The sequence below is a fragment of the Streptomyces sp. NBC_01224 genome (assembly GCF_036002945.1).
In the GTDB taxonomy this organism is placed as follows: Bacteria; Actinomycetota; Actinomycetes; order Streptomycetales; family Streptomycetaceae; genus Streptomyces.
The window spans coordinates 4260698-4281123 of sequence record NZ_CP108529.1; the positions used below are offsets into that span (position 1 = coordinate 4260698).

Here is a 20426-nt window from a genome sequence, read left to right on the forward strand (position 1 = left end):
TGCGGTTCACCCTCCTGCGAACGGCGGGAGCACCTCGACCGTGCCGCCCTCGGCAAGGCGTACGGTCTCATGACTGCGGGTCCCTACGGGGGCACCGTCGATGAGGAACGAGCACCTTTGCAGCACCCGGGTGAGCTCACCGGGGTGCCGCTCACGCACCGCGTCGAGCGCCTCGGCGAGGGTCGCGGCTGTGTACGGCTCCTCCGCGGTCCCGGCGGCGGCCTTGGCGGCGGCCCAGTAGCGGATCGTTCCCGCAGGCATGGCGGCGTTCCTCTCGTCTCGCATCAGCTGTCCATCATGAATCACCGCGCCACCGCCCAGTCGCCGATGCGGGTGAGCAAGTTCTCGTCGGCGGCGTTCTCGGCATGGCCCATGCCACGCTCCAGCCACAGCTCGGCACCGTCGCCCGCCGCGTCCGCCAGCATCCGGGGGTGGTCCAGCGGGAAGTACGGGTCCTGGTCGCCGTGCACGATCAGCAGCGGGGCCGGGGCGATCAGCCCGGCCGCCTGGACCGGCGCGAGCGGCACCGGATTCCACTCGTTCCGGTCGATCCGCGTGCGGAACCCGTAGCGGCCGACCAGCCGGCCGACGGGTCGGGTGACCACCCAGTGCAGGCGGCGCATCGGAGCCGTGCCCCGGTAGTACCAGCGCGCAGGGGCGCTCACGGCCACCACCGCATCCGCGTGCGCCTCGTTGCGCGCCTCAATGCGCCCCTCGCGCTCCGCAACACCACCGGCTTCCGTACCGGCCGTCGATCGTCCCGCATACAGCGCCCCGTGCCGCAGCACCACGGAACCGCCCATCGAAAACCCGACGGTCACGATCCGCCGGTGTCCGAGCGCCCGCGCCCACTCCACCGCAGCCGCGAGATCCAGCACCTCGCGGTCGCCCACCGTCGACCGCCCGCCGGACCCGCCGTGCCCCCGGAAGGAGAACGTGATCACGGCCGCACGCTGGGCGAACACCCCCGCGGCACGCCGCACCGCGGGCCGGTCCACCGCTCCGGTGAAACCGTGCGCGACCACGATCGCAGTACTGTCGAAGGATGTTCCCGCAGCAGCCCCGGCGTCTGCCGTACACGGCTGGTACACCGCCTCGATATGCACCCCGTCATCGGTCCGCAATGTGGTGCGCAGTGGACCCGGCGTGATCAAGGGAACAGAAGAACTCCGAAATCGCCCCTCGGACACTGAACTCATGTGGGCTATTCTGCTGGGAAGAGGATCCGGGCAAAGCAGCCCCCGGGTCCTTTTGTGCTTTCCAAGCGTTGTTACGGCGACGTTTCCACAAGCTCAGCGGTCCCAGGGCGCGGGACCGCACCCGTAAAACCCGTATGACGAATGTCGTACGGCAAGCAGCGCGAAAGCCAGCACGAAACGTACGAAGAAGTGCCGCATACTCCCCCGGGCCCGAGCCCGGGAGTGCCCCTCTCGCAGGGAACGAGGAGGACCGACGTAATGGGCGAGCGAACCGTGCACGATCACCGACCGACGACCCAGGCAGGTGGGCGGCGATGAGTTCACTGCTGCTCCTGACGAATGCCCTTCAACCGTCGACGGAGGTGCTTCCGGCCCTCGGTCTCCTGCTGCACAGCGTGCGGGTGGCGCCGGCCGAAGGCCCCGCTCTCGTCGACACCCCCGGTGCCGACGTCATCCTGATCGACGGCCGCCGCGATCTGCCGCAGGTGCGGTCGCTGTGCCAGCTGCTACGGTCCACCGGACCGGGCTGTCCGCTGATCCTCGTCGTGACGGAGGGTGGTCTCGCGGCCGTCACCGCCGACTGGGGCATCGACGACGTGCTGCTGGACACGGCGGGACCGGCCGAGGTCGAGGCCCGGCTGCGGCTGGCCACCGGCCGGCAGCAGATCAGCGCCGACGACTCCCCGATGGAGATCCGCAACGGCGATCTGTCGGTCGACGAGGCGACGTACAGCGCGAAGCTCAAGGGCCGGGTCCTGGACCTGACCTTCAAGGAATTCGAACTGCTCAAATATCTGGCACAGCACCCGGGCCGGGTCTTCACCCGCGCCCAGCTGCTCCAGGAGGTCTGGGGCTACGACTACTTCGGCGGTACTCGTACGGTCGATGTCCATGTGCGGCGACTGCGCGCCAAGTTCGGCCCCGAACACGAGTCGCTGATCGGTACGGTCCGCAACGTCGGCTACCGCTTCGTCGCACCGGAGAAGGTGGAGCGTGCCGCCGAGGCCAAGGCGCAGGCCGCGGCGAAGGCGGCCGCCGAACCCGTAACCCGTCCGGAGCAGTCGCGCGTGGCCGAGGTCGTCGAAGAAGCCCCGGTCCGGCCTGCCAACCGGTAGGTCCATCCGCGTAGACTGCCGCGCGTGGCCAAGGTGACGCGGGACGATGTGGCGAGACTGGCGGGTACGTCGACCGCGGTCGTCAGCTATGTCATCAACAACGGACCCAGGCCGGTCGCCCCGGCCACGCGCGAGCGGGTGCTCGCCGCGATCAAGGAGCTGGGGTACCGGCCCGACCGAGTTGCCCAGGCCATGGCCTCGCGGCGGACCGACCTCATAGGGATGATCGTGCCGGACGCCCGGCAGCCGTTCTTCGCGGAGATGGCGCACGCGGTCGAACAGGCTGCCGCCGAGCGCGGAAAGATGGTGCTCGTCGGCAACTCCGACTACCGCGACGAGCGCGAGGTCCACTATCTGCGGGCCTTTCTCGGCATGCGGGTCTCCGGGCTGATCCTGGTCAGCCAGGGCCCCAGCGAGCGGGCGGCGGCCGAGATCGAGGCATGGGACGCGCGGGTCGTGCTGCTGCACGAGCGGCCCGAGGCGATCGATGACGTCGCGGTCGTCACGGACGACATCGGCGGCGCCCAGCTCGCCACCCGGCACCTGCTGGAACACGGCAACGAGTACGTGGCGTGCCTCGGCGGCATGGAGTCGACCCCGGCGGTCGGCGACCCGGTCGCCGACCACGTCGAGGGCTGGCGCCGTGCGATGCACGAGTCGGGGCGCTCGACGGAGGGCCGGCTCTTCCAGGCCCCGTACAACCGTTACGACGCCTATCAGGTGGCGCTGAAGCTGCTCGCGGGTCCGGACAGGCCGCCGGCGATCTTCTGCTCGACGGACGACCAGGCCATCGGTGTGCTGCGGGCCGCGCGCGAGCTGCGGATCGATGTGCCCGGGGATCTCGCCGTGGCGGGCTTCGACGACGTCAAGGAAGCCGGTCTGACAGATCCGCCGCTGACTACGGTCTTCTCGGACCGCCCGGCGATGGCACGGGCGGCCGTGGACCTGGTGCTCGACGACGCGTTGCGGGTGTCGGGGTCGCGGCGGGAGCGGCTGAAGCAGTTCCCGTCGGCGCTGGTGGTGCGGCGGTCGTGCGGCTGCGGGGAGCCCACGGTCGGGGCGCGATAGGCCGGGCGGGCCGTAGCCGCGTACCTCTGGTCCCTGCCGGGCCGTACCCCCCGTACTTCCCGGCGGGCCGTACTCCCTTATATGGGACATACGAGGTTCTGCAGGGCTTCTCAGCGCGTGCTCAGGCTTCTCTCATCTTCGCCGGACACGCTCTTTGACATGACAGAGAGCCAGCGCCCGAGCGGCGAGTACCCGATGTACCCCTCGTACGGCAACGGTGACGCGTCCTACCCGCCGCCGCCGTCCTACCAGCCCGCGCAGCCGATCGCGACGGGCCCCGGAACCACCGTGTGGCCCGGCCGGGGCGGCGGCGCCGACGGGCACGGCGGAGGCGGGGACGGCGGTTACGGCTCCGACCTCCCGCAGCCCGCACCCGAGCCTGCCTCGTCCCGGCGCCGGGCCCGGCGGCCGGTGGCCCTCCTGGCGGCCGTGGCGATCGCGGCGGCGGTCGTCGGTGGCGGTACCGCCACCGTCATCGGCCAGCTCATCGGCAACGACACGAACAGCACGGGCAGCGGCGTCGTCCCCGGCACCACCGTCTCGCAGAGCAGCAAGGGAACCGTCGCCGGTGTCGCCCAGGCCGTCTCGCCGATGATCGTCGAGATCAACGCGACCTCGACCGCGGGCGAGTCCACCGGCTCCGGAGTGGTCATCACGTCCGACGGCGAGGTCGTCACCAACAACCACGTCATCTCCGGCGCCTCGTCGATCAAGGTGACGCTCAGCACGGGCAAGACGTACAACGCGAAGGTCGTCGGCACCGACCCCGACAAGGACCTCGCACTCATCAAGCTCCAGGGTGCGAGCGGGCTGAAGACAGCCACGCTGGGCGACTCCTCGGCGGTCGCGGTCGGCGACCAGGTCGTCGCGATCGGCTCGCCGGAGGGCCTCACCGGCACCGTCACCAGCGGCATCGTCTCCGCCCTCGACCGCGATGTCACAGTCGCCAAGGAGGACACCGGCGGCCAGAACCAGGGGCAGGGCGGCGGCGAGCAGTGGCCGTTCGAGTTCGGCGGCCGGCAGTTCAACGGCGACACCGGCAACTCCACCACCACGTACAAGGCCATCCAGACCGACGCCTCGCTCAACCCCGGCAACTCCGGTGGCGCGCTCATCAATATGAACGGCGAGATCATCGGCATCAACTCCGCAATGTACTCGGCGAGTTCGTCCAACGGATCCAGCAGCGCCGGTGCGGGCAGCGTGGGCCTCGGCTTCGCGATCCCGGTGAACACGCTCAAGGCCGATCTCAACACCCTGCGGTCCGGCAACAGCTCCTGAGGAGACAGTCATGCACCACCCCACACACACCCCCACCGGCCCGGCCGACCTGGCCCTGCCCCTCGCCCTCGTAGCGGAACTCGCCACCGACCCGGCCGCGCACCGGACCTCCGGGCCCCGGCGCGCCCCGGAGGTCCGTGCCACCGCGGGCCGCAAGCGCCGGGCCGCGCGACGACGTGCCGCGGCCGTGCGAGGCTGAGAGCACGGCAGGCCCCGCGGCCCGCCCCGGCAGCCCGGAACGAGAAGAGGACAACGAGCGATGAGCCCCGCCGAAGACGATCCCCAACGCATCCTGATCGTCGACGACGAGCCCGCCGTGCGTGAGGCACTGCAGCGCAGTCTCGCGTTCGAGGGGTACGGCACCGAGGTCGCCGTCGACGGTCTCGACGCCCTCGCCAAGGCCGAGTCGTACGCCCCCGACCTCATCGTCCTCGACATCCAGATGCCGCGGATGGACGGGTTGACGGCGGCCCGCAGGCTTCGCTCCGCAGGCACCACCACACCCATCCTGATGCTCACCGCCCGCGACACCGTCGGCGACCGGGTCACCGGTCTGGACGCGGGCGCAGACGACTACCTGGTGAAGCCGTTCGAACTGGACGAGCTCTTCGCCCGCATCCGGGCCCTGCTGCGCCGCAGCTCGTACGCGGCCGCGGCGGGCGGCGTCCCGGACGACGATGTGCTGGACTTCGCCGATCTGCGGATGAACCTCGCCACCCGCGAGGTCACCCGGGGCACGCGCCGGGTCGAGCTGACCCGTACCGAGTTCACCCTGCTGGAGATGTTCCTGGCGCACCCGCGGCAGGTGCTGACCCGCGAGCAGATCCTCAAGGCGGTGTGGGGCTTCGACTTCGAACCGAGCTCCAACTCCCTGGACGTGTACGTGATGTACCTGCGCCGCAAGACGGAGGCGGGCGGCGAACCGCGGCTCGTGCACACGGTGCGAGGGGTCGGTTACGCGCTCCGCTCCGGCGGCGGTGACGGATGACCGAGACCCTGCACCGGCTCCGCGCCCTGCCGCTGCGAACCCGGCTCGCGCTGCTGGTGGCGACGGCGGTGGCGGTCGCGGTGGCGGTGGTCGCGGCGGCGTGCTGGGTTGTGACGCGGGCCCAGCTGGAGCAGCAGATGGACGACTCGTTGCGCAACGTCCAGGTCAGCGACGACTATGTGCAGACCCTGCTCGTCGCCTGTACGCGCCCCGATCGAGCGACCGCACCGCAGCTCCAGGGAACGTACACCGTGCAGCTCGTCACCGTGTCCGGGAGCACGTGCACCGCCGCCAAGACGTCACCGATCGGAGTGACCGCCGCCGACATCGCCGTGGCGGCCCACCTGCGCGACAACTCCCTGCACTCGGCCAGGGCCGAGAACGGCAAGGAGATGCGCGTCTACACCTACGCGTACGAGCCCCGCAGCCAGGTTCCGGGCCTGCTGCAGGGAAGCTTCGCCGTCTCCATCGCCCGCCCGATGAGCGACGTCGACGACCCGCTCTCCACCCTCGCCTGGGTCCTCCTGGTCGTCTCCGGCATCGGCGTGATCGGCGCCGGCGCGGCCGGTCTCTGGGTCGCCCGCACCGGTCTGCGCCCCGTCGACGAGCTCACCGAGACGGTCGAGCACGTCGCCCGCACCGAGGACCTCACTGTCCACATCCCGGTCGAGGGCGAGGACGAGATCGCCCGGCTGTCCCGCTCCTTCAACTCGATGACCGCCTCCCTCGCCAGCTCCCGCGACCGTCAGGCCCAGCTGATCGCGGATGCCGGCCACGAACTGCGGACACCGCTGACGTCCCTCCGTACCAACATCGAACTCCTCGCCCGCAGCGACGACACCGGCAGGGCCATCCCGCCGGACGACCGCAGGGCCCTGATGAAATCGGTCAAGGCGCAGATGACCGAGCTGGCCTCGCTCATCGGCGACCTCCAGGAACTGGCCCGCCCCGACGCGGCGGACCCCGGCCCGCTCCAGGTCGTCGCTCTGCACGACATCGCGGACACGGCCCTGGAACGCGCCCGCCTGCGCGGCCCCGAGCTGACGATCAGGGCGGACCTGACGCCTTGGTACGTACGGGCCGAGCCGGCCGGGCTGGAGCGGGCGGTGGTCAACGTCCTGGACAACGCGGTCAAGTTCAGCCCGCCCCGCGGCACTATCGAGGTCGCGCTACGGAACGGTGAACTGACCGTACGGGACCACGGCCCCGGCATCCCCGCCGAGGAACTCCCCCACGTCTTCGAACGCTTCTGGCGCTCCCCGTCCGCCCGCCAGCTCCCCGGTTCGGGCCTGGGCCTGTCGATCGTCGCCCGCACGGTCCAGCAGTCGGGCGGCGAAGTGACCCTGCGCCCGGCGGCGGAGGGAGACGGCACCGAGGCGTCGATCAGGCTGCCGGGGGCCCCGCAGCCGCCACCGGGGCTCTGACGCGGCTCGGAGTCGTCGGCGGAACTCCGCTGCGCATTGCGGCGCTCCCCCAGTCGCCGGCCGATCAAGCAGTCCATGCAGGTCACGGGGTTCTCGTCGGTAGCCTCCTGCCTGCCTGCGCAGGACGGAGAACACATCCAGCGGGGCCAGGTCGAGCGTGTCCAGCAGAAAATCGTCCGGCCGGAGCACCTCGATCTCGTAAGGGTCCGCGGCGCCGGGAGCACTCAGACCCCGGGGTTGTGCCGGATCAGCGATTCCACCAGGCCGGACCGGGTGGCGGGGAAGTCCAGCGGGACGATCCCGAGCCCGGTCCAGCCCGCCGCCTGCGATCCGTCCAGGAACGACTGCACCTGCGGGTTGAGCCGGTCCGCGTTCCAGCGCGGCGGCATCAGGGCGGCGGTGCTGACGTAGTTCATGAACAGCTTCCCGGGCTGCTGCGCGGCCTTGCGGAACTGGGCCTCGATCTTCGGATACTTGGCGAACGGCTCCGCCATGTAGTCGTCCTGGATGTCGAAGAGTTCCGGATCGGCGTAACGGACCCCGGGCAGACCGCCGTTGTCGGCAAGCAGTACGACCATGCCGCGCGCCTCACCCAGCGAGGGCAGCGCGGAGCCGATACGGAACAACGGCCGCCACCCCTTGACGTCGAGGTAGAGGTCGAAGATCCGCCGGAACTCCGCGTCGCTCTCCTCGGAGTACTCCTGCTTGACCCGCATCAGCACGGTCTCGCCCGGGTGAGCCGCCAGGAAGTCCCAACAGGCGCCGAGCACATCGCCGAACATCAGGTTCTGGTACGAGGCGCCGTGATGGATCGCGAACGAGTCACCGGTGACCCGGCACCGCACGTCGAGGAACCGCAGCCCGCTGATCAACTGCTCGCCCACGGTGGTGTTCTGACACTCCGTCCACGGCCCACCGTAGCGAGCCCCCGAGTCGTGCGAACCGGGGATCGTGAGGCGTTGCAACGCGGTGCCATCGGGGACGGCGCCCATCCAGTCCTGGGTGGCGAGGACCTGCCGGGCCCCGGCGGTGGCGGGGCCCGCGCCGACGACAACGGTGGCGGTGGCGGCGAGAGCGCCGGCCAGGAAGTTCCGGCGAGTGGCGGTGTACGGACTCATGCGGGGAGTGCCTCCGTCTGCTGTGGGGGGTCAGCCGCCAAATTATGACGGGTGCACGACACCAACGGAACGGGTTCGACGGCAGCCCGCCCCCGAATCGGATTCCGGGAGAGAGCCGACGCGATCTCGACGTTCTCTCAGGGGAGGGTGCACCGATCGGCGGCCCCGGGAAACGGTTCGACGGCTTTGCCGAGTCCTGACACAGTGGCGCACCATGCCGAACTTCGAGCTTGTGACCGCCGCGGACGTGCAGCTCATGCAGGGTCTGGCGCAGCGTGTCACCGCCACCCACCCGGACCTGGTGAACAGCGACGCGACGTTCGGCGAGCCGGCCTGGAACTGGGGCAAGGGGCACGCCTGCGACGGCGCAGGCCGGCCGCGTCGGCTGTGGTTCTCCGGCGGGGATCTGGTGGCGTGGAGCTGGGCCTGTCTTCCGCACCAGGTGAGGCGGAGCGACGGGTCGGTGAAGGACGTCACCGGCGCCTATCCGGCGTACCAGGTCCATCCCGACCACGCCGGGCTGGTTGACGAGGTGATCGACTGGTACGACGGTGTAGCGGCAGCGTCGGGTTCCGGGAGTTCACGCGGGACGTGCCGCTCATCAGGCCCGGGGCGCCGGTCCACCGTCCAAGACGATCCCCGAGCAGGGATTGACGATCACTGGGCAAAAGTTCCATAGCTCCACCCCGGCCCTGATCAACTCCAGTACCGCGCGTTGTTCGTCGGGAGTCCACGTGGCGGCAGCACTGCGGCCCCGCACCTTCGGGTGCGGGGCCGGAGCATTCTGCGGAATCGGTCAGCTATTGCGGTGCGGCCGTCCGGCGGCGCTTCCACCAGATCAGTCCGCCGCCCAGGGCCGCGAGCGCGGCGGCGATGCCCGCGATCAGGCCGATGGGGGTGTCTGAGCCGGTGTGGGCGAGGCCGCCGCCCGGGTCCGGGTCGTTCTGGCCGCCGCTGTGGCCGCCCGTGGCCGGCGGCGTGGAGTGGGCAGGCCCGGGGGTGGTTGGTTTGTCCGTCGGCTTGCCGGTCGGCTCGCCCGGCTTGGTCGGCGTCGGGTCCGGTCCCGGCCCGTCACCGCCTCCGCCGATGTCGGTTGAGGTGGTGTTGCCGCCCAGGAGCAGCAGGTTGCTGTCGTTGTCCTTGGCGTTGTCGGTGAGGGTCTTCACCGACGTTCGGGTCTGGCGGGGAAGATAGCGGTGCTCGGCGGTGAACCGGGTCTTGGTGATGTCGCGCTTGGGCTGCTTGGAGAAGTCGACGCCGCCGACGATGTAGACCATCACGCCTTCGGCGGTGTCCACGTCGTACTGGAACTCGCCGTTGAGGAAAATCTTCCGGTACTCCTGGAACAGCTCGTTCTTGTCCCAGTTCTGGTTGGGGGCGCGCAGCGGCCACGCCTTCACGTCGTTGCTGTTGATGATCTTGCGGTAGTCGGTGGGCGTCTTCGCGTCCTGGAGACGGATCCACTCGGCAGCCACGCGGGCGGTGTAGACGCGGCGCAGATCCGCGTACTGCGGGGCGGTGTTGATGGTCTTCTCGACCTCGGGGACGATCATCCGGTCGATGACCTGCTGTGCCTGATCCCGTTCGGCCTTGGACGGGTTGCAGATCCGCTCGCCGCCGGGGTCGGTGGCGAAGTCCTGCGGGGTGGACTTCAGCTTCAGGGGGGCGTCAAGGATGTAGATGCCGCCGTCCTGCTCGCGTACCGTCGCGGTCTTCGGCTCGATCCAGTTGCGGATCCCGGCGAAGCACGGGCGGCCGTCCACCTTGGGCAGGGATGCCCAGAACCGCTTGCCGAGATCGGTCTTGGGATCCATCGTCCTGAAGAAGTCGTGCTTCATCCGGAGATCGGCTTCGAGGAGGATCCGGCCGGCGTCGGTCTTCCCGAACTGGGCGTCCATGACCCGGTTGGGCTCGTCCGGGTTGAGGTTCACCCAGAACTTGTCCGGAGTCAGCGCCAGCCACGTCAGGAAGGCGTCCGAGATGAGCTGCGCCTTCTCCTTGCCGCCCCAGCCGGACTTCTCCTCGGGATCTTCCTTGGCGGAGAAGCCGTAGTCCAGGCCCTTGCCCTTGACGGGCTTGCCGACGTAGCGAAGTTCGAGGGTGGTGAAGTCCACGCCGCCCGGACCGCGTGGGGAGAGCCGGTTGGGGTCGGCGGCGTTCTTCCGGTTCAGGAACTCGCCCATGCTCTTGGGGTTGGGACGGGACTCGCGGATCAGGTCGTTCGCGCCGCCGCCCGTGGTGGCGGGCCTGCCGGGGGGCTGCATGTTGGTCGACTTCGCGCGCACGCCGCCGCTGGGGGCCTTCTCGACCTTGTCGGAGCGGTAGTTGTACTCCGTGACCCGATTGGCGCCCGCGTTCCTACGCAGCTCCTCCTTCAGGTCGATCGCCGATTTTTCCTGCTTCTCGGCGTAGATGTACTTCATGGACGTGTGGCGCCAGTTCTTGTCCTTGGACCACGCGATGTCCTTGGGGATCTGCTTGGGGTCGGGCTGCCCGTTGGACTTGATCTCCAGGATCTGTCCGGTCTTGGTGTTGTAGGCATCGAGCTGCCTGCGGTAGGTCTTGCCGGTGTCCGGGTCCTTGAATTCCACCTCCTTCTGGCAGATCCACTCCGGGCCGGTCAGCCCGTGGTCCTTGATGACCTTCTTCTCGAACGCCTTGCCGCGTGGGTCGTTGCCGGCGTTGCGGATCAGACGGACGTCGCGCCAGTGCGACCAGTCGCCCCACGCGTTCGAGTTGCTCTCGCGTGCCTTGAGCCACGTCCAGTAGACGCGGTCGATCGGCTTGGACTTCGGCGGCTGCTTCTCGAGTTTCTCCAGCCGGTCGATGTCGGCCTGGCTGGGCGGGCCGAGGCCGTCCCACTTCTTACCCGGGTTCTCGTACTCGTACGTGTCCCACCGGGACTTGTCCCGGAAGGCGTCGAACTCCGGGAGTTGGGCGATGGCCTGGATGTCGTCGGCAAGCTCGTAGTACTCCTTGCACGGTATGCCCGGCTCCAGCGGCTTCGGCGGCCTGGGGGCCGCGCCCGCGTAGCCGGTCAGACCGGGAACCCCGGTGAGGGCAAGGCCCACTGCCGCGACAACAGCCGCAGCGGAAGCCAGACGCGCCCTGACGCGTGAACGTATCGCTTTCAAACTCTTTGTCCCTGCTCGTGGGGGCTGGGGGACAGGTACGGGGCGGTGTGAGGCCCCCGTGACATGACACCGCCAACCCGCACTTTAGGGCCGCAACTCCTCTGTCAGCCAAGGGGTTTGGGAAGTGACACGCCGATCGCCGCCTGGCGGGTTCCCGCCTAGGCTCCCCACATGAGCCCGAACCCGCGTATCGCCTGGCGGCAGTCCACCCTCCGGATCACCCGCATCCACCCGCCGTACCACGCCCCCTACGACCAGCACACCATCCGCCACGCACCGGCCCACGACCCGGTCCGCGCCCGCGCTGTCGTCGCCGAACTCTCCACCGTCTCCACCGTCGCCGAAGAACTTGAGCCCATGCCCCGCCGGGACATCGACCACCCCCGGCACATGGACGACCTCGACTACGTCGCCGTCGGCTGCTGGGGCGACATCGTTCAGATCAGCGACCCGGCCCTCGGTGAGGACGGCATCCTCTCCACCAACCTCGACGCCACGTTCGATGCCCAGGTCAAAGCCCACCCCGAGGCCCGCATCACCGCCGTCTGCGAGATGAACTCGGCCGAGACATACGGCAAGTACCTCGCCCATGTCCCCGGACAGCCCCGCCTCTCCGCCGACGGCTGGGACGACCAGTACGTCACCGGCAACCCCGCGCAGCTCCTGCGGGCCGTCGGCGTCGGCCCCGGCACCCCCGGGGCCGAGTGCCTCGACAGCGACCAGGACGAACCCTTCATCGGCCTCGAGTACCTCGACCTCCTCGCCTGCGGCCTGCACTCCGTCTACAGCAGAGAGAACCTGATGGTGTCGGTCTTCAAGGTCACCCGCACCGAGGACGTCCGAGAAGCCATCGACGAAGTCTGGCTCCAGGACTGAGACCGACTGGCGGCCCGTGCCGAGCGGTGGCCCTGTATCCGTCGGGGTGCCGGGTCGCTGCCGTTTCCAGGGCCACCCCTTGGCCGCCGCCAGGCGTGACGAGCATGGACAAGGGGTGTGGCCTCTTCGTGCTCCCCACCTGGCGCTGCCGGTCCCGGAGGTACGTACCGCCAGGTGAGGTCCATCGCGACGCCCATTGGCGCACATGACCGTCTGCCACCATTAGATGGGCATACGGTGACTGCTATTCATGCGGGCATGAACCGAAGGAAGTACTCACCGTCGTCCGGTGGGCGCGCGCCGCGCGCACGGACTGCCCGACTTGCCGCGGCGGCGTTGGCCCTCGTCGTCGGCGCCGGAGCGTCGCCGGCGCCGGACGCCGGCGCCCAAGCCCAGCCGCGTGCCGCCGGCTCTCCCCTGGTCGATGAGACGTTCACGCAGGCCACGGCCCCGGAGTTCACCGGTGTGGGCTCGGCCTGTCTCACCGGCGCCCCCGCCGCCGCCGCACCGGGTCCGGGGGACCACCCGCTCGGCGGTTGCCCGGAAGGGGTCGGCCCGGTGCCGCCCCCCAACGGCGCGCCGCACGGATACCTGCGACTGACGGACGCCTCGAACGACCAGACGGGGGCCGTCCTCTACAATCACGCGCTGCCCGCCAACCAGGGCCTCGACGTCACGTTCGACCAGTGGCAGTACGGAAGTACGACCCCGGCCACCCCCGCCGACGGCATCTCGTTCTTCCTGGTGAACGGTGACGGCGCGCTGACTCACCCGGGCGCCTTCGGTGGCAGCCTCGGGTACGCGCAGAAGCTCCCCGACGACAACCCCACCGCCACGTTCCTGCCCGGTGTGGACCGTGGCTACCTGGGCGTGGGGCTCGATGTCCTCGGGAACTACTTCGGCGACTGGGAGCACCGCGGGAACGGCTGCGCCAACCGCTCGCCCGCCGGGACGGGGTTCCGCGTTCCCGCTCCCGGGGCCAACATGGTCACGGTGCGCGGTCCCGGCGACGGCACCGAGGGCTACTGCTTCCTGACCGCCACCACCAGCAACTTCACCACCACCGGGCCCTGGCCGTCGACCCTTCCCGGAAAGCTGCAAGGACCGCTGACCGCGCTGCCCCCGGGAGCCACCCCCGCCCAGGCCGAGGCCGCGCTCGAACCGTCGCGCCGCCGGGTCCATGTGCAGCTCACCCCGGCGCCCGACCCGGTGCTCACCGTGTCGATCGACTTCAACGACGGTACCGGCTTCCACCAGGTCCTCAGCACGCCCGCTCCGCAACCGGTGCCCCCCACCTACAAGTTCGGCTTCGCCGCCTCCACGGGCCTGTTCACCGATGTCCACCTCATCCGCAACGTGCTCGTCACCAGCGACCAGCCGCTGCCCCGGTTGAACCTCGTCAAGCAGGTCAGGCAGCCGCTCCCCGGTGACCTGGTGGCCGGGTCGAAGGTGCCGTACGACTTCGTGGTCACCAACTCGGGTGCGACGGACATCACGGGCCTCGCCGTCAACGACCCGAAGGTCGGCCCGGTGTCCTGTCCCACGACGACGCTCGCGAGCGGTCGGACGGTCACGTGCACCGCCACCTATACGGTCACGGCCGCCGATGTGACGCACGGTTCCATCGACAACACGGCCATCGCGACGGGCATGTCGAACGGCCAGACGGTCACATCACCGCCGTCCTCGCAGAGCGTGCCGATCGAACGGCCGCCCGGTCTCGTCGTGGAGAAGAAGGCTCAGACGCCCGGCGCCTACTCCGTCGGGCAAACGGTCACCTTCTCCTACACCGTCCGCAACACGGGTGGGGCGGAGCTGACCGACGTCGAGGTGAACGACGACCACGTCACCGGCATCACCTGTCGATCGACCACATTGGCCCCGGCGGAGAGTCCGGGCGACAGCACCACGTGCAGTGGCACGTACACGATCACCGCGGGTGACGGTACGGCCGGTTCCGTCACCAACACCGCCACGGCGACCGGTACGGCGGACGGCGAGACCATCACCTCTCCGGAGACCCAGCTGACACTGCCGATCGGGGCACCGCACATCACCCTGAAGAAGCGGGTTGTCACGCCCGGTCCGTACCTCGTCGGGAAGAAGGTGCAGTACTCCTACACCGTCACCAACACCGGCAGCACAACGTTGCACGACGTGCTGGTCAGCGACGACCGCGTCACCAAAGTCACCTGCGACGCGACCACGCTGGCGCCGGGTGCCTCTACGACCTGCCACGGTACGTACACGATCACCCAGGCCGACGCCAATGCCTGCAAGAAGACCAAGTCCGGCGGCGGCAAGCTCTGCCCCGTCACCAATGTGGCGGTGGCTGCAGGAACCGACCCGCAAGGGAACCAGATCGCCGGCACGCCCGCCAGGGTGACCATCGAGATCAGCAAGCCGCGGCCCCCCAAGCCCCCGCACCACAAGCCGGCGCACAAGAAGCCTGTGCACAAGAAGCCGGTACACAAAAAGCCCGTGCACAAGAGGTCGCACAGCGAGGAGGGATCCAACGGTCAGGGACAAGCCTGACAGCAAGCAGGCAGCAAGCAGGTGTCCGGCGGCCCGGTGAGCCCGACGGCCTGCGGAATCCTGTTTCGTAGGCCGCTCACCCCGCGCCCCGCCCCGGAACGCCCGGAGCGGGGCGCGAGGCATGTCCCCCGCGTCGGGCGTCGCATCGCCCACGAAGGCGTCATCGGGCGCGATCCTGTTCGCCGTCGCTCTCGGCTCACTCGCCGCAGGGCCGGTTCTCGCGCCGGCACCGGTCGGCTTCTCCGGAGGCCGCCGGGCCCGGGGCGGACTCGCAACCGAGCCCTCGCAACTCAGTGGCTGTGACTCGGCACTGCTTTGATCGCGGCACCTATGGTGCGAGGCGTGCCACCCGGCTCGCCCGGGACTCCAGGTAGCGCTGCTCGGCGATGCTGGCGGTGGACTTCGCGGCGCGCCGGTAGTGCTCGTACGCCCGTGCCGTGTCGCCGGTCTTCTCCAGCAGATGCGCCCGTACGGACAGCAGCCGGTGATGCCCGGCCATCCGCCCGTCACTGTCCAATGTGGACAGCAGGGCCAGCCCGGCCGCCGGGCCCTCGGTCTCGGCGAGCGCGATCGCCCGGTTGAGGGTGACCATCGGGTTGGGCGCGATCCGTTCCAGGACCAGGTAAAGGGCGTGCACCTGCGGCCAGTTGGTCTCCTCGGCCGTGGCCGCGTCGGCGTGCGTGGCGGCGATGGCGGCCTGCAGCCGGTAGGGCCCCAGCGTCGGGCCGGCCAGTGACGCCTTGGCCAGCTCCAGCCCCTCGCCGATCAGCCCGCGGTCCCACTTCGTACGGTCCTGCTCGTCCAGCGGCACCAGGTCACCGGCCGCTGTCGTACGTGCCTCTCTGCGGGCGTGGGTCAGCAGCATCAGTGCGAGCAGCCCGGTCACCTCGCCGTCCTCGGGCAGCTGCGCGTGCACCATCCCGGCCAGCCGGATCGCCTCGTGCGCGAGGTCGGCGCGGTGCAGCTCGCTGCCCGAGGAGGCGGTATAGCCCTCGTTGAAGATCAGGTACAGCACATGCAGGACGACCCGTAGCCGCTCCTCGCGCTCCGCGCCGTCCGGCAGGGTGAACGAGCTTCCGGCGGCCTTGATGCGCTGCTTGGCCCGGCTGATCCTGGCCGCCATCGTGGCCTCCGGCACCAGGAACGCGCGGGCGATCTCGGCAGTGCTCAGGCCGCCGACCGCCCGCAGCGTCAGGGCGGTCTGGGAGGCCGCGGTCAGCGTCGGATGACAGCACAGGAAGAGCAGGACGAGCGTGTCGTCGGTGTCCGGTACGTCCTTGGGCACCACCTCGGTGGCCGTCGCCGACTCCCGCTCGCGGCGCGCGTGGTCGCTGCGCATCTGGTCGATGAGCCGCCGGGAGGCGACCGTCACCAGCCAGCCGCGCGGGTTGTTCGGCACTCCCTCGGCCGGCCACTGCACGGTGGCGGCGAGGACGGCCTCCTGCACGGCGTCCTCACACCCCTCGAACCGGCCGTTCCGGCGTACCAACGTGCCGAGGACCTGCGGCGTGAGCTCACGCAGCAGGTCCTCGATGTCTGGTGCTGTCATGCCTCCAATTGTCCGTCGGCGAACATCACCTGCCGCACCTCGATACCCAGGCCCTCGATCGCGGTGTCCGGGATCTGCGCTGCCAGCTCGATCGCCCGCTCCTTGTTCTCGCAGTCGATCAGGTAGAAGCCGCCCAGGTACTCCTTGGCCTCCAGGTAGGGTCCGTCGGTCACCACCGGCTGGCCGTTGCGTACGGACACCACAGCGGCCTGTGACGGGTCGACCAGCGCCTGCGTGGTGATCAGCTCGCCGGACGTCTTCAGCGCCTCGATGAACGCGCCGTGGCCGTTGCCGATCGCCGCCTTCTCCTGGTCGGTCAGCGCGTCCAGCACGGCCGGGTTGATATACATGCTGATCAGGAACTGCATCTCGTACTCCTCGTGGTTCGCGAGCCCCGGATCGGGCCCTTCGACCGGTTGGTCGGAGCCGCCGTCGTCGTCTTGACATCCTCGGCCAGAACTTTCGCACGGAGTTTTCCGGCGTCGCGTCGCCCGGACCGCGAGGTCGTCATTCCCGGTGAATCCCCTCCGTGGCAGACGCGAAAGATGTCCGTCCGTACCGATGTCAAGAAGCTCTCCACCACTCCGACCAACCGGCGAAACGTCGAGAGAACAGGGAGTTTCGGATATGCGAGTCAACCGGGCATGGCTGGGACTGGTCGTCCTCATGCTGCCGACCTTGCTCGTCGCGATCGACGCGACGGCGTTGCTTCTCGCGCTCCCACGGCTGAGCGCCGACCTGGGTGCCACCAACGTCCAGCAGCTGTGGATCAGTGACAGCTACGGATTCATGGTGGCAGGCCTGGTCATCACGATGGGTACGCTCGGCGACCGGATCGGCCGCCGACGGCTGCTGATGATCGGCGCAGCGGCGTTCGCGGTGTTCTCGGTCGTGGCCGCCTTCGCGGTCGACCCGCTGATGCTGATCGTCGCGCGGGCGCTGCTGGGCGTCGCCGGCGCGACCTTGGCGCCGTCCACACTTGCCTTGATCACCAACATGTTCCGCGACGAACGGCAGCGCGGGAAGGCCATCGCGATCTGGGCGACCTGCCAGTTCGCCGGCGGCGCGCTCGGGCCCGTGCTCGCCGGGTTCCTGCTCCAGTACTTCTGGTGGGGATCGGTGTTCCTGGTCGCCGTGCCGGCGATGGCGTTGCTGCTGCTGGCCGGGCCGGTCCTGCTGCCGGAGTTCCGCAGCGACCGGGCCGGCCGGCTGGACCCGGCAAGCGTCGGGCTGTCGCTCGTGGCCGTGCTTCTGATGGTCTACGGCATCAAGCAGCTGACCGTCGAGAGTGTGCCGGTCGTGCCGGCGGTGGCCCTCGTCGTCGGCGCCGCCACCGGATTCCTCTTCGTACGCCGGCAACTGCGACTGGAGACGCCGCTGCTGGACCTGCGGCTGTTGCGCAACCGCCCGTTCACGGCCGTACTCGTCGCGCTGGTCTTCGCCGGTATCGCCATGGCCGGTACGGGCCTGCTGGTGACCCAGTACCTGCAGAGCGTGCTGGGCTTCTCGCCGGTCGCGTCGGCGGTGCTGTTCGCACCGATGGGCCTGGGCGTGGCGGTCGGCACCATGACCGCGCCGGCGCTGGCCCGGCGGATGAAGCAGACGACCGCGATCGCCGGCGGGCTGGTGGGGTCGGCGCTGGGCAGCCTGCTGCTCGTCGGCGTCGACAGTGCGGGCGCCCTGCCGCTGGTGATGACCGGGATCGCCGTACTGGCGCTGGGCACCGGCCCACTCTTCGCGCTGGGCACCGGGCTGGTCGTCGGGTCCGTACCGCCGGAGCGCGCCGGCTCGGCGGCGTCGATGTCGGAGACCGGCAACTACTTCGGCGGTTCGCTCGGCTTCGCACTGCTCGGCACGCTGGCCGCAGTGGTCTACCGCAGCCGGACGGACGGCACGTCCGACTCGCTGGCCGGCGCGGTCGCCGCCGGTCGGCACCTTCCCGCCGACCGGAGCGCGGAACTGCTGCACACCGCGCGGGAGGCGTTCACCGCCGGCCTGCACGTCACCGGCGTCGTCGCCGCGGTCATCTTCGCCGGGCTGGCCGTACTGATCCTGACCATGCGCCCGGCAACCCGGACCACCCCGGCCGCACTCCCCGACTACGAGGCGGCTCGCTCATAGAACCTGCCGAGGCCGACGCCGTGGTTTTCCTGCCCGAAAGCCCCCGTCACCCCGTCACACGCAGCGGGGCGGTGGGCCCGCCGGCCCACCGCCCCTCTCACCCGCGTACGGGAGTTACTGGATGACCGTGATCCGGTCCGTCGCCGGCGGGGCCAGCGGCGCGGCGGCCGTGGAGTGGGCCGCCAGGTAGGCGTTGAACAGGTCCAGGTCGGACGCGCCGACCAGCTTGTTGGTGCCCTGGCCGAGTGCGGCGAAGCCGTCGCCGCCGCCCGCCAGGAACTCGTTCATCGCGACGCGGTAGGTCTTCGCCGGGTCGATCGCCGCACCGTCCAGCTTGATGGTGTCGGTGACCACACGGGCCGCACCCGTCTTCGTCATGTCCAGGGTGTACGTGAGGCCCTTGGACACCTGAAGGATCTTCGGGCCGGCCTCGTTGGAACCGCTGACCTGCTGCTGGAGCGCGGTGATCAGCTGGGCGCCGGTCAGGTCGACGACGTTCATCATGTTGGTGAAGGGCTGCACGGTGAACGACTCCCCGTACGTCACCACCCCGTCGCCCTCACTGCCGGTCGACTTGTACACCAGGTCCCCCCGGATGCCGCCCGGGTTCATGAGGGCGACGACCGCCCCGCCCTTGTCCGCCGGGGCCAGGCCCTCCAGCTGGGCGTCCGCGATCAGGTTGCCGAGCGGCTTCTCGGAGGCCTTGGAGCTGCGGCCGTCGATGTCGGCGGTGATGTAGCCCTGCGGCTTGTTCGCGATGGGCGCCGCGAGGGCGTTCCAGCGGGCGATCAGGTCCGTCATGTCCCTGGCCCTGTGCTGGTCCCGGCTGACGATGTGGTTCGCCGACTTCGGGTTCGAGGCTCCGGCCGACTTCACCGACGTACGGACGATGTCCTTGGTGCGGCGGTCGTAGGTGAGGGTCGTGTCGGTGTAGAGCTTGCCGAACGACGACGCCGAGGTGACCATGCGCGGGTTGCCCGCCGGGTCCGGGATCGTGCAGACGTACGCCTGGTGGGTGTGGCCCGTGACCAGTGCGTCGACCTTCGGCGTGATGCCCTTGGCGATGTCGGTGATCGGCCCGGAGATGCCGTCACCGGCGCCGGAGCTGTCGCAGTCGTAGTTGTACGAGGCGGAGGCAGGTGCCCCGCCCTCGTGGATCAGCGCGACGATGGACTTGACGCCCTGGCGGTCCAGCTCCTTGGCGTACTTGTTGATCGTCTCGATCTCGTCGTGGAACTTCAGGCCCTTGACGCCGTTGGCTGTGACGATGTTCGGCGTGCCCTCCAGGGTCACCCCGATGAAGCCGATCCTGACGCCGTTCTTCTTCCACACCGTGTACGGCTTGAGGATCGGCTTGCCGGTCTTCTCGCTCGTCACGTTGGCGGCGAGGTAGGGGAAGTCGGCGCCCTGGAACTTCTTGCCCTTCTCGTAGCACCCCTCGACCGGGTGGCAGCCGCCGTTCTGGAGGCGGGCCAGCTCGGTGGCGCCCTCGTCGAACTCGTGGTTGCCGACGGTCGTCACATCGAGGTCGATCTTGTTGAGCGCCTCGATGGTCGGCTCGTCGTGGAAGAGACCGGACAGCAACGGGCTCGCGCCCACCATGTCACCACCGGCCGCGGTGATCGAGTACGGGTGACCCTTGCGCGCGGTACGCAGCGAGGACGCGAGGTACTCGACGCCACCGGCCGGAATCGGCTTGGGCGTGCCGTCGGCCTGCGTCTCGGTGACCGTGCCCGCCCCCGAGCCGGCCGGCGGCTCCAGGTTCCCGTGCAGGTCGTTGAAGGACAGCAGCTGTACGTCGACGGTACGGGCCGGCTTGTGGTGCCCGTGCCCATGGCCGCGGTCCTGGGCGCCGGCCGGCATCGCGGCGACGAGCGCGCCGACGGTGGCGAGCCCGGCCGCGGCGGCGAGCACCCGCCGGGGCGCGCGGTTCTTCTGTGGTGTCGCTGACATCGGTCCCCTTGTGAGTTCAGCGGGAGGTTTGAGGGTGATGGCGAGTCTGGAGACTTCGTGCCGCA

At 69.7% G+C, this 20426-nt stretch carries 17 protein-coding genes; 10 read left to right on the forward strand and 7 right to left on the reverse strand.

Going from position 1 to position 20426, the window contains the following annotated elements; translation table 11 throughout:
* Nucleotides 1-6 precede the first annotated feature (6 nt).
* Nucleotides 7-261, reverse strand: a complete 255-nt coding sequence (locus tag OG609_RS18850; protein ID WP_093899708.1) for a MoaD/ThiS family protein — start codon at nt 259-261, stop codon at nt 7-9.
* Between the two features lie 41 nt (nt 262-302).
* On the reverse strand, nt 303-1199 hold the full coding sequence (locus OG609_RS18855) for an alpha/beta hydrolase family protein (RefSeq protein WP_327273897.1): 897 nt from the start codon (nt 1197-1199) through the stop codon (nt 303-305).
* Between the two features lie 314 nt (nt 1200-1513).
* Here OG609_RS18855 and OG609_RS18860 point away from each other — a divergent pair, with 314 nt between their 5' ends.
* From OG609_RS18860 to OG609_RS18885, 6 genes are all read left to right on the forward strand, one after another.
* Nucleotides 1514-2314 (forward strand): response regulator transcription factor, encoded by an 801-nt coding sequence (locus OG609_RS18860; RefSeq protein ID WP_327273898.1) that lies wholly within the window; start codon nt 1514-1516, stop codon nt 2312-2314.
* 24 nt (nt 2315-2338) lie between these two features.
* Entirely contained in the window at nt 2339-3382 is a 1044-nt protein-coding gene (locus tag OG609_RS18865; RefSeq protein WP_327273899.1) for a LacI family DNA-binding transcriptional regulator, read from the forward strand.
* 159 nt (nt 3383-3541) lie between these two features.
* On the forward strand, nt 3542-4663 hold the full coding sequence (locus tag OG609_RS18870) for a S1C family serine protease (protein ID WP_327273900.1): 1122 nt from the start codon (nt 3542-3544) through the stop codon (nt 4661-4663).
* A gap of 10 nt (nt 4664-4673) precedes the next feature.
* Nucleotides 4674-4862, forward strand: a complete 189-nt coding sequence (locus tag OG609_RS18875) for a hypothetical protein (protein WP_327273901.1) — start codon at nt 4674-4676, stop codon at nt 4860-4862.
* A 60-nt stretch (nt 4863-4922) separates the two neighbouring features.
* Complete coding sequence (locus OG609_RS18880; RefSeq protein WP_327273902.1) at nt 4923-5651, forward strand: response regulator transcription factor; 729 nt, start codon at nt 4923-4925, stop codon at nt 5649-5651.
* Entirely contained in the window at nt 5648-7075 is a 1428-nt protein-coding gene (locus tag OG609_RS18885; protein WP_327273903.1) for a sensor histidine kinase, read from the forward strand. The genes OG609_RS18880 and OG609_RS18885 overlap by 4 nt, the downstream gene beginning before the upstream one ends.
* Before the next feature lie 224 nt (nt 7076-7299).
* On the opposite strand, the gene OG609_RS18890 is transcribed toward OG609_RS18885, so the two are convergent.
* Nucleotides 7300-8193 (reverse strand): phosphatidylinositol-specific phospholipase C, encoded by an 894-nt coding sequence (locus tag OG609_RS18890; RefSeq protein WP_327273904.1) that lies wholly within the window; start codon nt 8191-8193, stop codon nt 7300-7302.
* Nucleotides 8194-8407: 214 nt separating this feature from the next.
* Between OG609_RS18890 and OG609_RS18895 the strand changes: the two genes are divergently transcribed.
* Complete coding sequence (locus tag OG609_RS18895; RefSeq protein ID WP_327273905.1) at nt 8408-8872, forward strand: hypothetical protein; 465 nt, start codon at nt 8408-8410, stop codon at nt 8870-8872.
* 121 nt (nt 8873-8993) lie between these two features.
* Here OG609_RS18895 and OG609_RS18900 read toward each other — a convergent pair whose 3' ends face one another.
* Complete coding sequence (locus OG609_RS18900) at nt 8994-11264, reverse strand: LPXTG cell wall anchor domain-containing protein (RefSeq protein WP_327273906.1); 2271 nt, start codon at nt 11262-11264, stop codon at nt 8994-8996.
* A 234-nt stretch (nt 11265-11498) separates the two neighbouring features.
* On the opposite strand from OG609_RS18900, the gene OG609_RS18905 reads away from it, so the two are divergent.
* Nucleotides 11499-12203, forward strand: coding sequence for a DUF6333 family protein (locus tag OG609_RS18905; RefSeq protein ID WP_327273907.1), 705 nt, complete (start codon nt 11499-11501; stop codon nt 12201-12203).
* A gap of 258 nt (nt 12204-12461) precedes the next feature.
* The gene (locus OG609_RS18910; protein ID WP_327273908.1) at nt 12462-14738 is read left to right on the forward strand and encodes a DUF7507 domain-containing protein; all 2277 of its coding nucleotides are present in this window, start codon (nt 12462-12464) and stop codon (nt 14736-14738) included.
* Between the two features lie 328 nt (nt 14739-15066).
* Here OG609_RS18910 and OG609_RS18915 read toward each other — a convergent pair whose 3' ends face one another.
* Together OG609_RS18915 and OG609_RS18920 are read right to left on the reverse strand one after the other, a co-directional pair.
* The gene (locus tag OG609_RS18915) at nt 15067-16287 is read right to left on the reverse strand and encodes an RNA polymerase sigma factor (protein ID WP_327273909.1); all 1221 of its coding nucleotides are present in this window, start codon (nt 16285-16287) and stop codon (nt 15067-15069) included.
* Nucleotides 16284-16655: a YciI family protein gene (locus OG609_RS18920; RefSeq protein WP_327273910.1), complete on the reverse strand. Its 372-nt coding sequence runs from the start codon at nt 16653-16655 to the stop codon at nt 16284-16286. The genes OG609_RS18915 and OG609_RS18920 overlap by 4 nt, the downstream gene beginning before the upstream one ends.
* A 259-nt stretch (nt 16656-16914) precedes the next feature.
* Here OG609_RS18920 and OG609_RS18925 point away from each other — a divergent pair, with 259 nt between their 5' ends.
* The gene (locus tag OG609_RS18925; protein WP_327273911.1) at nt 16915-18408 is read left to right on the forward strand and encodes an MFS transporter; all 1494 of its coding nucleotides are present in this window, start codon (nt 16915-16917) and stop codon (nt 18406-18408) included.
* 114 nt (nt 18409-18522) lie between these two features.
* On the opposite strand, the gene OG609_RS18930 is transcribed toward OG609_RS18925, so the two are convergent.
* Entirely contained in the window at nt 18523-20361 is a 1839-nt protein-coding gene (locus OG609_RS18930) for a bifunctional metallophosphatase/5'-nucleotidase (protein WP_327273912.1), read from the reverse strand.
* Between the last annotated feature and the right edge of the window lie 65 nt (nt 20362-20426).